This window comes from Phenylobacterium sp. (genome assembly GCF_037968635.1).
GTDB lineage: Bacteria > Pseudomonadota > Alphaproteobacteria > Caulobacterales > Caulobacteraceae > Phenylobacterium.
Genome location: NZ_JBBKVV010000090.1, coordinates 1 through 12,314, shown reverse-complemented (window position 1 = coordinate 12,314; position 12,314 = coordinate 1). Strand labels below are relative to the sequence as shown.

15 protein-coding genes are annotated in these 12,314 nt (G+C 67.8%); 12 read left to right on the top strand and 3 right to left on the bottom strand.

Features of this window, described 5'->3' with window-relative positions; all coding sequences use genetic code 11:
- Positions 1-41: 41 nt before the first annotated feature.
- Genes AAC997_RS11025 through AAC997_RS10985 form a run of 9 tightly spaced genes read left to right on the top strand, consistent with a single transcriptional unit; the run spans position 42 to position 7,555 of the window.
- Entirely contained in the window at positions 42-353 is a 312-nt protein-coding gene (locus AAC997_RS11025) for a hypothetical protein (protein ID WP_340645750.1), read from the top strand.
- Between the two features lie 54 nt (positions 354-407).
- Positions 408-836, top strand: a complete 429-nt coding sequence (gene sdhC / locus AAC997_RS11020) for a succinate dehydrogenase, cytochrome b556 subunit (RefSeq protein ID WP_340645749.1) — start codon at positions 408-410, stop codon at positions 834-836.
- Positions 836-1,222, top strand: coding sequence for a succinate dehydrogenase, hydrophobic membrane anchor protein (gene sdhD, locus AAC997_RS11015; protein WP_340645748.1), 387 nt, complete (start codon positions 836-838; stop codon positions 1,220-1,222). The genes sdhC and sdhD overlap by 1 nt, the downstream gene beginning before the upstream one ends.
- A gap of 8 nt (positions 1,223-1,230) precedes the next feature.
- A complete protein-coding gene (gene sdhA / locus AAC997_RS11010) occupies positions 1,231-3,018 on the top strand; it encodes a succinate dehydrogenase flavoprotein subunit (RefSeq protein WP_340645747.1) in 1,788 nt (595 codons plus the stop codon).
- Positions 3,019-3,028: 10 nt separating this feature from the next.
- On the top strand, positions 3,029-3,760 hold the full coding sequence (locus AAC997_RS11005) for a class I SAM-dependent methyltransferase (RefSeq protein ID WP_340645746.1): 732 nt from the start codon (positions 3,029-3,031) through the stop codon (positions 3,758-3,760).
- Entirely contained in the window at positions 3,757-5,145 is a 1,389-nt protein-coding gene (gene creD, locus AAC997_RS11000) for a cell envelope integrity protein CreD (RefSeq protein WP_340645745.1), read from the top strand. The genes AAC997_RS11005 and creD overlap by 4 nt, the downstream gene beginning before the upstream one ends.
- Positions 5,145-5,927, top strand: a complete 783-nt coding sequence (locus tag AAC997_RS10995) for a succinate dehydrogenase iron-sulfur subunit (RefSeq protein WP_340645744.1) — start codon at positions 5,145-5,147, stop codon at positions 5,925-5,927. Before creD ends, AAC997_RS10995 begins: the two co-directional genes overlap by 1 nt.
- A 58-nt stretch (positions 5,928-5,985) precedes the next feature.
- Complete coding sequence (locus AAC997_RS10990; protein WP_340645743.1) at positions 5,986-7,215, top strand: FAD-dependent oxidoreductase; 1,230 nt, start codon at positions 5,986-5,988, stop codon at positions 7,213-7,215.
- Between the two features lie 19 nt (positions 7,216-7,234).
- Positions 7,235-7,555: a 2Fe-2S iron-sulfur cluster-binding protein gene (locus tag AAC997_RS10985; protein ID WP_340645742.1), complete on the top strand. Its 321-nt coding sequence runs from the start codon at positions 7,235-7,237 to the stop codon at positions 7,553-7,555.
- A gap of 178 nt (positions 7,556-7,733) precedes the next feature.
- Here the strand turns inward: AAC997_RS10985 and AAC997_RS10980 are convergent, their stop codons facing one another.
- Complete coding sequence (locus AAC997_RS10980; protein WP_340645741.1) at positions 7,734-8,156, bottom strand: lactoylglutathione lyase; 423 nt, start codon at positions 8,154-8,156, stop codon at positions 7,734-7,736.
- Between the two features lie 228 nt (positions 8,157-8,384).
- The gene (locus AAC997_RS10975) at positions 8,385-8,978 is read right to left on the bottom strand and encodes a sigma-70 family RNA polymerase sigma factor (protein ID WP_340645740.1); all 594 of its coding nucleotides are present in this window, start codon (positions 8,976-8,978) and stop codon (positions 8,385-8,387) included.
- 198 nt (positions 8,979-9,176) lie between these two features.
- On the opposite strand from AAC997_RS10975, the gene AAC997_RS10970 reads away from it, so the two are divergent.
- Both AAC997_RS10970 and AAC997_RS10965 read left to right on the top strand, forming a co-directional pair.
- Entirely contained in the window at positions 9,177-9,620 is a 444-nt protein-coding gene (locus tag AAC997_RS10970) for a hypothetical protein (RefSeq protein ID WP_340645739.1), read from the top strand.
- Positions 9,621-10,028: 408 nt separating this feature from the next.
- Positions 10,029-10,874 (top strand): hypothetical protein, encoded by an 846-nt coding sequence (locus AAC997_RS10965; protein WP_340645738.1) that lies wholly within the window; start codon positions 10,029-10,031, stop codon positions 10,872-10,874.
- Between the two features lie 50 nt (positions 10,875-10,924).
- Here AAC997_RS10965 and AAC997_RS10960 read toward each other — a convergent pair whose 3' ends face one another.
- Positions 10,925-11,770, bottom strand: a complete 846-nt coding sequence (locus tag AAC997_RS10960; RefSeq protein WP_340645737.1) for a class I SAM-dependent methyltransferase — start codon at positions 11,768-11,770, stop codon at positions 10,925-10,927.
- Positions 11,771-11,905: 135 nt separating this feature from the next.
- Between AAC997_RS10960 and AAC997_RS10955 the strand changes: the two genes are divergently transcribed.
- The coding region (locus AAC997_RS10955) for a helix-turn-helix domain-containing protein (protein WP_340645736.1) at positions 11,906-12,314 on the top strand (409 nt) is incomplete at its 3' end.

The following is a 12,314-nucleotide window of genomic DNA, read 5'->3' as shown; positions in this document are numbered from 1 at the left end:
AGGCTTCGCGGAATGCGAATTTAGATCAAGCGGAGTGTCGCATGCTTACCTATCTGATGGAGCGAACCATCCCACCGCGCTTCGATACCACCGATCCCAGTCAGGTGGCCCTGCACGCCCGATGGGCGACAGACGCCTACAAGGCGGTGGGCGCCTTTTGGCTGGGCGGCGTGGTCACTGAGGACCGGATGTTCAGCCTGGTCACCGCGGAGGCCGAAGGCGACCTGCGCCGGTATTGTGAATCGCTGGGCATCGCGGATCAGGAGGTGACGCTGCGTCGGGTTCTTCGGCCGCTTGGGCCCTACTTCGCCATGGCGCGCGATGACGCGCGCTTCCGCCCTGCGGTTCGTTGACACCGGGCGACCGGCGCTTAAAAGCGGAGCCGCTTCATTCTCTTGGAAACCGTCATGGCTGAAACCCCGACTGGCCTTCGCGAGCGCCCGTTGTCGCCGCACCTGACCTCAGGCGGGCCGCTGGCCTTCCACTGGCGGTTCCACGTCACCATGACGGGGTCCATCTTCCACCGGATGACCGGCGTCGCGCTCTATGTCGGCGCCCTGATCCTGGCGGGCTGGGCCCTGTCCCTCGCCGCGGGGCCCGACGCCTACCAAGCCTTCATGGACCTGCTGGGCTCTCCGCTGGGCAAGATCGTCATGTTCGGCCTGACCCTGTCGGTGTTCTACCACCTGGCCAAGGGCGTGCAGCACCTGTTCTGGGATAGCGGCAAGGGCTTCAGCCTGCCCGTCGCCAACATGGTGACCATCGCCTGTTTCGCCTTCTCCGTGGCCGCCACCCTGGCGGTCTGGGTGATCGCCTGGATGACGGGAGCGCTCTGATGGAAAATTATCGCACGCCCCTGCGCCGCGCTCGCGGCCTCGGCTCGGCCAAGCACGGCGTCGGCCACTGGATCGCCGAGCGGGTCACCTCCGTGGCTCTCGTGCCCCTGGTGCTGTGGGCCGTCTTCGGCGTCATCACCCTGGCGGGCACCGACTATTACGGCGCGGTCGCCTGGATCAGCCAGCCGGTCAATGCGGTGCTGATGGTGCTGCTGACGGCGATTTCGTTCCTGCACATGCATTCGGGCATGCGGGTGATCGTGGAAGACTACATCCACACCACCTTCAGCAAATCGGCCCTGCTGCTGCTCAACCTCTTCGTCTGCGGCCTGGCGGGTTCGCTGGCGGTGTTCTCCATCCTCAAGGTCGCGCTGGGAGGCGCTTGATCGGTCCCATGGCGACTTATGAGTTCATCGACCACAAGTTCGACGTCGTTGTCGTGGGCGCCGGCGGTTCCGGCCTCCGCGCCGCGCTTGGCTGCGCCCAGGCCGGCCTGAAGACGGCCTGCATCTCCAAGGTTTTCCCGACCCGCTCCCACACCGTGGCGGCCCAGGGCGGCATCTCCGCCAGCCTCGGGAACATGGGTGAGGACGACTGGCGCTGGCACATGTACGACACCGTCAAGGGGTCGGACTGGCTGGGCGACCAGGACGCCATCGAATACCTGTGCCGCAACGCGCCGGCCGCGGTCTACGAGCTGGAGCACTGGGGCGTGCCCTTCAGCCGGACGCCTGAGGGCAAGATCTATCAACGGGCCTTCGGCGGCATGACCCGCAACTATGGCGAGGCCCCGATCCAGCGCACCTGCGCGGCGGCCGACCGCACCGGCCACGCCATGCTGCACACGATGTACGGCCAGTCCCTGGCCCACTCGACGGAGTTCTTCATCGAGTACTTCGCCCTCGATCTGATCATGGACGAGGGCGTCTGCCGGGGGGTGACGGCGTGGAAGCTGGATGACGGGACCCTGCACCGGTTTCAGGCCCAGCAGGTGATCCTGGCGACCGGCGGCTATGGCCGGGCCTATTTCTCGGCCACCAGCGCCCACACCTGCACCGGCGACGGCGGCGGCATGGCCCTGCGGGCCGGGCTGCCGCTGCAGGACATGGAGTTCGTGCAGTTCCACCCCACCGGCATCTACGGCGCCGGCTGCCTGATCACCGAGGGCGCGCGCGGCGAGGGCGGATACCTGACCAATTCCGAGGGCGAACGGTTCATGGAGCGCTATGCGCCGTCCGTGAAGGACCTGGCGCCCCGCGACATGGTCAGCCGGGCCATGACCATCGAGATCCGTGAGGGCCGTGGCGTGGGTCCCAAGAAAGACCACATCCATCTGCACCTCGATCACCTGGATCCCAAGATCCTGCACCAGCGCCTGCCGGGGATTTCAGAAAGCGCCAAGATCTTCGCAGGTGTTGACGTCACCAAACAACCAATACCTGTGCTCCCGACCGTGCATTACAACATGGGCGGTATTCCGACCAACTTCTTCTCCGAGGTGGTTACGCGCGAGGGGGACAATCCGGACAAGGTGGTGCCGGGGCTGATGGCGGTGGGGGAGGCGGCGTGCGTTTCGGTGCACGGGGCCAACCGGCTGGGGTCCAACTCGCTGATCGACCTGGTGGTGTTCGGCCGGTCGGCGGCGCTGCGCACGGCGGCGACCATCAAGGCCGGGGCGACCCAGCCGGAGCTGAAGGCGGTTGAGACCGACGCCCACCTGGCCCGCTTCGACCGGTTCCGCAACGCTTCGGGCGGCACGACCACGGCGGCCCTGCGTCTGGAGATGCAGATGGCCATGCAGGAGGACGCCGCGGTGTTCCGCACCAGCGACAGCCTGGCGTCGGGCGTGAAGCGTCTGGAGGCCGTCCAGGCCAAGCGCTCCGACCTGAAGGTCACCGACCGGGGCATGGTCTGGAACACCGACCTCATGGAGACCCTGGAGCTGGACAACCTGATCGGCCAGGCGGTGACCACGGTGGTGGGGGCGCACAACCGCACCGAAAGCCGTGGCGCCCACGCGCACGAGGACTTCCCCGACCGCGACGACAAACAGTGGATGAAGCACACCCTGACCTGGTTCGACGACGCCACGGGCAAGGTGGCCATCGACTACCGCCCGGTGCACGACTTCACCATGACCAATGACATCGCTTACATCCCGCCCAAGGCGCGGGTGTACTGAGCCCGAGCACGTGCAGGCCACCGTCCTTCAGCGTGACACCGATGCCGACTGGCGAGAGCTGGGCGCGCGCGACCCCTTTTGGGGGGTGATCACCCATCCGGACTACCGGGCGGAGAACCTGAACGATCAGAAGCTCGAGGCCTTCTACGCCTCGGGCGAGACCTATATCGGCGACATCGCCGCCAGGCTGGAGCGGGCCACCGGGACCGCGCCGCACGGACAGGCCCTGGACTTCGGCTGCGGGGTCGGGCGGTTGAGCGAGGCCATGGCGCGCCGCGCCACGGTGACGGGCCTGGACATCTCGCCGGGCATGCTGGCCAAGGCCCGCGAGCGCGGCGCCCCGGTGACCTATACCGACACCCTGCCGGACGGACCCTTCGACTGGATCAACTCCTTCATCGTCTTCCAGCACATCCCGCCGGCCCGCGGCCTGGCCCTGCTCAACGACCTGCTGGCGCGGCTGGCGCCCGGCGGACTGATCAGCCTGCAGCTGACCTTCTGGCGTGACGCCCATCTCTCGCCCGACCAGGGGCATGACCTTCGCGCCCGCTATCGCCGCTGGCGATGGGAGCGGGAGGCCGCGCGCCTGCCCACCGGCACCATGCGCATGTACGACTATCCGCTGTCGGAGGTGGTCCAGGCCCTGAAGCGCGCCGGGCTGGGCGAGCTCACCCTGCTGCCCACCAATCACGACGGCTATCACGGCGCGATCATCCTGGCGCAGAAGGCCGGCGTCCAATGAACCCCGCGCCGCTCATCCGCCCCCCCAGCCGCTCCATGGGCCTGAAACTGCTGCTGGTCTGCGCCCTGGCGGTGCTGATGAGCATCCCGGCCTTCTTCGTCTTCATGCTCTTGGACGGCCGCACCAACCGCGCCGAGGAGGTGGCCCGCGAGGTCGGCGAGCTGGTGGGCGGGCCTCAGACCTTCCTGGGGCCGGTGCTCGGCGTCCCCTATACGATCCCCTCAAGCGACCCGAAGGTGGGCGCCAGCAGCGGCGTCTTCATTGTCTTCCCGGTCAAGGGCGACGCCCAAGTCCAGGCCAAGTCCGAGGTCCGCCACCGGTCGCTGTTCAAGGTGCCGGTCTACCAGGCCGGCCTGGCCTTCAAGGCCGACTTCGATCTCACGGGGATCGCCGCCCAGGCGCCGCGAGACGCGGTGCTGGACTGGGGCCGCGCCGAACTGCTGATCGGCGCGTCGGACGCCCGGGGCGCCCAGGCTGACATTGTGCTGACCGCGGCCGGCCGCGCCCTGACCGTGGCCCCGGCTTCGGTGCTGTCGGACGTCGGCGGCGGGGGTGGCGGCGATGGCGAAAGGCCCAGGGGCGACCTGCGCCTGTTCGGGTCGCCGGCCGGGGGGCTGGCCCAGCCCGACGCCCGGTTCCAGGCCACCGCCAACATGAAGTTCTCCGGCGCCCAGCGCCTGGCCGTCCTGGCCTACGCCAAGACCACCACGGTGACCGCCAAGAGCGACTGGCCCCATCCCAGCTTCGACGGCGGCTTCCTGCCCGCCCAGCGCACCCTGGCGCCCGACGGCTTCACCGCCACCTGGAGCGTCCCCTTCATCGCGCGCGGCGTGCCGTCCCAGGGCACGGCCGAGACCCTGACCCGCCTGGGGGCCACGGCGCTCGGCGTGTCCTTCATCGAGCCGGCCAACCCCTATCAGTCGGTGGCGCGGTCGTTGAAATACGCCCTGATGTTCGTCGGCCTGGTGTTCCTGGCCTATTTCATGTTCGAGACCACCCAGGGCAAGCGGGTCCACCCGGCCCAGTACGTCCTGATCGGCCTGGCCCAGATAATCTTCTACTTGCTGCTGCTCTCCATCGCCGAGCACACCGGCTTCGACGTGGCCTTCGCCATCGCGGCCTCGGCGACGGTGGGGCTGATCTCGGCCTATGCCGGTTGGGTTTTCGAGAGCCGCAAGCAGGGTGTGATCGCGCTCGCCGCCTTCTCGCTCCTCTATGTGCTGATCTATGTCCTGATGCGCCTGGAGGACTTCGCCCTGCTGATCGGGGCGCTCGCCAGTTTCGCGGCCATTGCCGCAGTCATGTATTTCACGCGCCGGATCGACTGGTATGGGCAGCCAGCCCTCGCTGCCGATCCCGGGTCTACGCCTAAGGAAGCCCTCTGATGGTCCAGCTTACCCTGCCGAAGAACTCCCGCGTCCAGAAGGGCCGCCACCACGCGGCGCCGGCGGGGTCTGGCAAGACCAAGACCTTCAAGGTCTATCGCTATGATCCCGAGGGGACAGAGAACCCCCGGTGGGACACCTATGACGTGGATGTCGACAACTGCGGCCCGATGGTCCTGGACGTCCTGATCCACATCAAGAACACCATCGACCCGACGCTCGCCTTCCGCCGCTCGTGCCGCGAGGGGGTCTGCGGCTCCTGCGCCATGAACATCGGCGGCCGCAACACGCTGGCCTGCACCCACGGCCATGCCGATGAGCCGGGCCATGAGTGCTCCATCGCCCCCCTGCCCAGCATGCCGGTGGTCAAGGATCTGATCCCCGACCTGACCATGTTCTACGCCCAGTACGCCTCGATCGAGCCCTGGCTGCACACCACCACGCCCGAGCCGCAGAAGGAGTGGATCCAGAGCCCGCAGGACCGCGAGAAGCTGGACGGCCTCTATGAGTGCATCCTTTGCGCCTGCTGCACGACCTCATGCCCGAGCTACTGGTGGAACGGTGACAAGTACCTGGGTCCCGCCACCCTGCTGCACGCCTACCGCTGGCTGATCGACTCCAGAGACGAGGCCACCGGCGAGCGGCTGGACGCCCTGGAGGACCCCTTCAAGCTCTACCGCTGCCACACCATCATGAATTGCGCCCAGGTGTGTCCGAAGGGTCTAAATCCCGCCAAGGCCATCGCCGAGATCAAGAAGACGCTGGCCGAACGGGTCGTCTGACCATCCGAACTCTGTTCGGTAAGTTGACGCACCCGTCATTTTTCTGCATGGGGCTGTCATGAGTTCAGTGGACGCACATGTCGTGGTTCTCGGGGCGGGGCATGCCGGTGGCACCCTCGTGGCCCTGTTGCGCCAATACGGCTTTACCGGACCCATCACCATGGTGGGGGACGAACCCGTCGCGCCCTACCAGCGTCCGCCGCTGTCCAAGGCCTGGCTGAAGGGCGAGGCCGACGAGGACTCGCTGGCGCTCAAACCGCTGGAATTCTACGCCGAGAACCAGATCGACTTCCGGCCCAACATCGCCGCGGTCGCCCTGAAGCGCGCCGAGAAGACCGTGACCCTGTCCGACGGCTCCACGGTCTCCTACGACATCCTGGTGATCGCCACCGGCATGCGGCCCAACAAGCTGCCCCTGCCGGGCGCCGAGCTCTCAGGCGTTCTCTCCCTGCGCTCGGCCGCCGACGCCGAGGAGCTGAAGGGTCACCTGAAGCCCGGCCACCACATCGCGATCATCGGCGGCGGCTATATCGGCCTGGAGGTCGCGGCCTCGGCCCGGGCCCTGGGCGCCGACGCCACCGTGTTCGAGCGCGAGAGCCGCATCCTGGCCCGCAGCGCCTGCGAGGTGCTGTCGACCTTCTTTGCTGACTATCACCGCGCCCGGGGCGTGACCTTCGAGCTGGGCGCCCAGATCGAGCGCCTGCTGGGCGAGGGCGGCAAGGTTACGGCTGTGAAGATGACCGACGGACGGGTGATCGCGGCCGACGCGGTCCTGGTGGGGGTGGGCGGCAAGCCCAATGACGAGATCGCCGCCGACGCCGGCCTGGAGACCGCCCGCGGCGTGGTGGTGGACCTGGAGGCGCGGTCCTCCGACCCCTCGATCTTCGCCATCGGCGATTGCAGCCACCGGCCGCTGCCGCATTATGACCGCATGTTCGGCCCCGAGAGCGTGCCGAGCGCGCTCGAACAGGCCAAACAGGTGGCCGCCGCCATCACCGGCCGCCCGGCGCCGTCGCCCGAAGTGCCGTGGAACTGGTCGGACCAGTATGATCTGAAGCTGCAGATCGCGGGCCTGCCCTTCGACGCCGACAAGATTCTCGTGCGCGGCGATCCCGCGTCCGGCAAGTTCGCCATCTTCCATTTGAAGGGCGATCAGGTGCAATCGGTGGAGGCGGTCAACGCCCCGCCGGAATACATGATGGGCCGACAGCTCATCGGGAACCGCAAACCGGTCAATCTCGACAGGCTTGCAGATCCATCGGTTTCAATGAAAGAGGTCGCCGCCTAAGGCGGGCGAAGGGGAGTAAATGGCCAAGATCACCTATATCGAGCACAGCGGGACCGAGCACGTCATCGACGTAAAGAACGGCCTGACGGTGATGGAAGGCGCGGTGAAGAACAACGTCCCGGGCATCGACGCCGACTGCGGCGGGGCCTGCGCCTGCGCCACCTGCCACGTCTATGTGGACGACGCCTGGGAGTCCAAGACCGGGACCAAGTCGGCCATGGAGGAATCCATGCTCGACTTCGCCGAGAACGTGGAGCCCAACAGCCGCCTGTCCTGCCAGATCAAGGTCAGCGACGAGCTTGAGGGCCTGGTGGTCCGCATGCCGGAAAGCCAGCACTAGAAAGCCAGACGCTCCCCCTCTGGGGGAGCTGTCGGCGAAGCTGACTGAGGGGGGCTTTGACTCTTGTTTTGGGGTCGAAGGGTCAACGACGTTGATCCCCCTCCGTCCCGCCGCTGCGCGACGGTCCACCTCCCCCACATCGGCGCTGCGCGCCTGGGGGAGGATCTTAGGTCGCCTCTCACCCCGTCGGCATGGCCGACATGTCCATCCACATCGGCTCGAAGACGTTGCCGTCGGGGTCGACGAAGGTGCGGCCGTACATGAAGGGCAGGTCCTGGACGGCGCGGATGTCGCCCTGGCCGCCGGCGCGGATCGCGGCCTCGACGATGGCGTCCACCTCTTCGCGGCTGTCGCGGGAAAGGCAGAAGAGGGCGGCGCTGGTCTTGTGCGCGTCGCTGATCGGCTGGGTGGTGAAGGTCGCGTAGAAGCCGTGGGTCAGCAGCATGAAGCTGATGGTGTCGGACCAGGCCATGGCCGAGGCGTTCTCGTTGCTGAATTGCAGGTTCTGCTCGCAGCCGATGGCCGCGTAGAAGGCGGTCGCGGCAGGCAGGTCGCGGACCGGCAGGTTGACGAACAGCATCTTGGGGCTGGCTGTGGTCATGGGGGCTCCTTCAATCGAGTCGGGCCGATCTAATCACGGATCGTCCGCGACAAGCCCCAGGCGGGCGATGATTTTTTGAGCCAGGTCGTGGCCACCTGTCCGAACCTCCCGGTCCCCAAGGGAGGAGGACCCGCCAAGCGGGCAAGAAGAAGCCGCCGGCTGCGGGGGCAGCGGCGGCTCAGTTCACTTGTCCCGAAGCAGGGGGAGCTCCGGGTGGGGGATCTTTAGCTAAGCCGCCAGGCGCGGGGCGCAGAGGCGGTCCAGGGTGCTCATCAGGGTCGACATGGCCGACGACGGCAGGACCTCGTCCTGGTCGTAGGAGCCTTCGGCCAGGATCAGGGCCAGGCGGTCGCGGGCGCGGCTGACGCGGCTCTTGATGGTGCCGATGGCGCTGCCGCAGATGTCGGCGACTTCCTCATAGGACAGGCCGCCGGCGCCGATCAGGATCAGGGCCTCGCGCTGGTCGTCGGGCAGCATGGCCAGGGCCCGGCGGACTTCGTCCAGCTCCAGGGTGGCGATGGGGTTGGAGACGGCGACCAGGGTCCGCTCGGCGGTTTCCGGGTCGAGTTGGGTCGAGCGCCACGAACGGCGCTTGTCGGAATAGAACTGGTTGCGCAGGATCATGAAGGTCCAGGCCTTCATATTGGTGCCCGGCTGATAGCTGGCGCGGTTGTTCCAGGCGCGCAGCAGGGCGTCCTGGGCCAGGTCGTCGGCTTCCACGGCGTTGCGGCACAGGGAGTGCGCAAAGGCCCGCATGTGGGGGATGAGGGCGGTGAGTTCGCCCATGAATTCCTTGTCGGCGGAGGTCGTGGTCGCGGTCATGAAGGGCCCTCTCTGTCGCGTCTAGGAAGGGGTCTTAACCAGCCCCTATGATCAACAAACGCAGCCGTGGCCGGAAAGCTCCGCCATTATGAAAAGAATCTTGGCTGTGGGGATCGAACCGAACCTCGGGGCCGCACGACCTTAGGAAGGACAGCGCGCGCGGCGCCGGCCATGCGCAGCTCCCAGGGGGACAGGACCATGCATGCTTTTCAAACGCAGGACTGCGCCATGACCCTGGCCGAGGGCCTGGCGGAATACTACCGCGACAATCCCGGTCTCAAGCGGGGCGACGCCTTGTCGGCCCCGGCGGCGGCGTTCTTCCGCAGCCACGACGCGGTGCATGTGGTGTACGGGCGCGGAACCTCGCTGCCTGATGAGGCGGTGGTGAAGCTGGCGAGCCTGTTTGGAACCACGGGCGGCCTGTCGGTGCTGGGCGGCTATGCCCTGCACGACTCCCAGGACATATACCGGACCCTGCGGCTCTCGGAGATCCTGCGGACCCTGGTGGCCGCGGTGATCATCGTGCCCCGGACCCTGGTGCGGTGCCTGAGGCAGAGCCGGCCCTGGCCCTGGACGGATTTCGAGGCCCTGCGGAACCAGCCGCTACGGGACATCCGGCGGCGGTTCGGCATCGCGGTGTGATGGCGCGGGCTACGTTTCGCCAGGGCGCGCGATCGGCGCTCCCCTCCCCGCAAGGGCAGGGCTATCGCATGTGGCTTCGTGCGCTGAGTTTGTGCGGGCGCTGGATTGATCCTCCCCCAGGCCGTAGGCCGATGTGGGGGAGGTGGACCATCGCAACGCGATGGGACGGAGGGGGATCAACGTCGTTGATCCCTTCGACCCCAAAACAAGGGTCAAAGTCCCCCTCAGGCGCTTCGCGCCAGCTCCCCCAGGAGGGGAGCATCTTCAGGCATCGCAAACCTCAAGCGCCGAATTTTCCATATGCGATTGCCCTGCCCCCTTGGGGGAGAGGCTTAGTTGCTCTGAGCGTTGCGCGAGAATTATTGTTCTTCTTTTGTTCTTTTCCCGCGTCACTGATAGTCTCACCTCATGGCCTTCGCCTATCCACGCAAAGAGATGATGGTCCGCGTCTGTGAGGCGGTGGAGAAGGGCGCGCGGCTGGAACAGTTGGACGCGCGGCCGGGCTTTCCGAGCCGGCAGACGATCTATCGCTGGGCCAAGGCCGATCAGGGCTTCGCCGATCGGCTTATGTACGCGCGGCAGTGGCGGCGCGGCATGGAGGTCAGCGCCACGGCGGGGCCGGTGTTCGATCCCGAGCGGGCTGAGGCCTTTCTGATGGAGGTGAGGCGCGGGGCGGCGATACGGGAGGTTCTGCGACGCCCGGAGTTTCCGAACCGACGGCGGCTGAAGCGCTGGACCTCGGAGCGGCCGGATTTCGCCCAAGCGCTCCAGGCGGCCTCCGCGGTGGCCCGTAAGATCAGGCTGCGCAAATGGGCCTGGTATGACGAGACCATCGCCGACGAGTTTATCCGGCGGGTGGCGTTCGGTGAGTTCGTGGCCGATGTGGAGGCGGACCCGGCCCTTCCAAGCCGGCCGATCCTGGCGAGATGGCGGCGGATGCGGCCGGACTTTGACAAGGCCCTGCAGGTGGCCAAGCTGAGCGGGCGGCGTCACCGCCTCCACAATCCGCGCCGCCTGACCGAGGGGCTGTTCGACCAGATCCTGACCCGCCTGACGACGGGCGTCTGCCTGCGCGACGTGGCGCGGGACCCGAAGATGCCCTGCTACAGCAGCCTGATGTACTGGCAGGCGCGCAATCCGGAGTTCGCCAAGATGCTGACCTGGGCGCGGGACGAGGGGCGTTGGGCGCTCGGGGCGGAGAAGGTGGCGCGGGCGGACGCGCTGGCGGCGGCGAGGCTTCGGCCCTCGTCCTGATCGTCATGGCCGGTAACAAGCCCGGCCATGACGGACATTTTTAAGGTGGCCTAAGCCCGCGCCGTCACCAGCCAGCAGGCTGAGCTCATGGCTATCATGCCATCGGCCTCATAGGCCGCCAGCCGTTCGGCGACCGCCGTGCGGACCTTGGCCTGAGTGGCTTCGTCGGCCTGTTGCAGGACCGCGCCGAGCGCCCCCATGCGCAGGCTCAGCGTCATCAGGTCGTCGAAGGCGATGGGGGTGGGGACGTCGAGGGGGGTGATGTCGATGTCTCGCCAGCCGCTGCGCTCAAGGATGCCGCGCACCCGGTCGGGCTTGGCGAAGGCCCAGCGGCCCGGCGCGTCGGGGTCGGCTTGCGGCATCGGCGGCAGGAAGGGGGCGGCGGCCTCCACCGGGGCGCCGGCCAGGGGGTTGTCGGCGGGGCTGCGCCAGCAGGCGAAGGCGAGCTTGCCGCCTGGCTTCAGGGCGCGGCGCAGATTGGCGAAGGCTGAGTCGAAGTCGGCGAAGAACATGACGCCGAAGCGGGAGATGGCGGCGTCGTAGGCGGCCTCGCCGAGGTCGAAGGTCTGGGCGTCGCCTTCGAGGAACTCGGTGTTGGGGACGCCCTGCGCCTGGGCCGAGGTCCGCGCGGCGGCCAGTAGGGGGGCGGAGACGTCGACGCCGACGCTGCGGCCCTGCGGCCCGACCCGGCGGGCCATGGCGAGCGTGGTGGCGCCGGCGCCGCAGCCGATGTCGACCACGGCCCCGCCTGCGCCCGGGAAGCCGGCGGCGACCACAGCGTCGCAGATCGGCTGGTTCAGGCGGTCCATCAGGTCCTGCAGCTCGACCCAGGCCTGGCCGCCGGCCTGGCCCCAATAGGCGGCCTGGGTGGGGGTCTGGGTGGATTGGGCGGTCATGGTCGGCTCCTGTGGTCTTGCGGTCATCGGTTGGGTGAGCGCACTGTGCAAGTTCAAGCCGACTTGAGGTCAAGCGATGAGTGACGTCGAAGGCGGTGTGGTGGCGGCACTCTGCAAGCGACTTGAGGTCAAGCGATGAGTGACATCGATATCGCGCAGCTGGCGCGGCGCTCCGGGGTGCGGGCCTCGGCCCTGCGCTATTACGAGGACAAGGGGCTGATCGTCTCGTCGGGGCGACGCGGCCTGAAGCGGCTGTTCGATCCCGATGTGCTGGAGCGGCTGGCGCTGATCGGGCTGGCCCAGGCGGCCGGGTTCTCCCTGGAGGAGATCGCCGCCATGCTGGCGGGCGAGGGCGGGCCGCGGATCGACAAGGCCGAGCTGGCGGCCAAGGCCGACACCCTGGACCGCCGGATCGCGGATTTGACCCGCATGCGCGACGGCCTGCGCCACGCCGCCGCCTGTCAGGCGCCCGAGCTGATGGGCTGCCCGCACTTCCGGCGGATCGTGCGGGTGGTGGGGAGCGAGGCGGCGTGGCGCAGGCCGT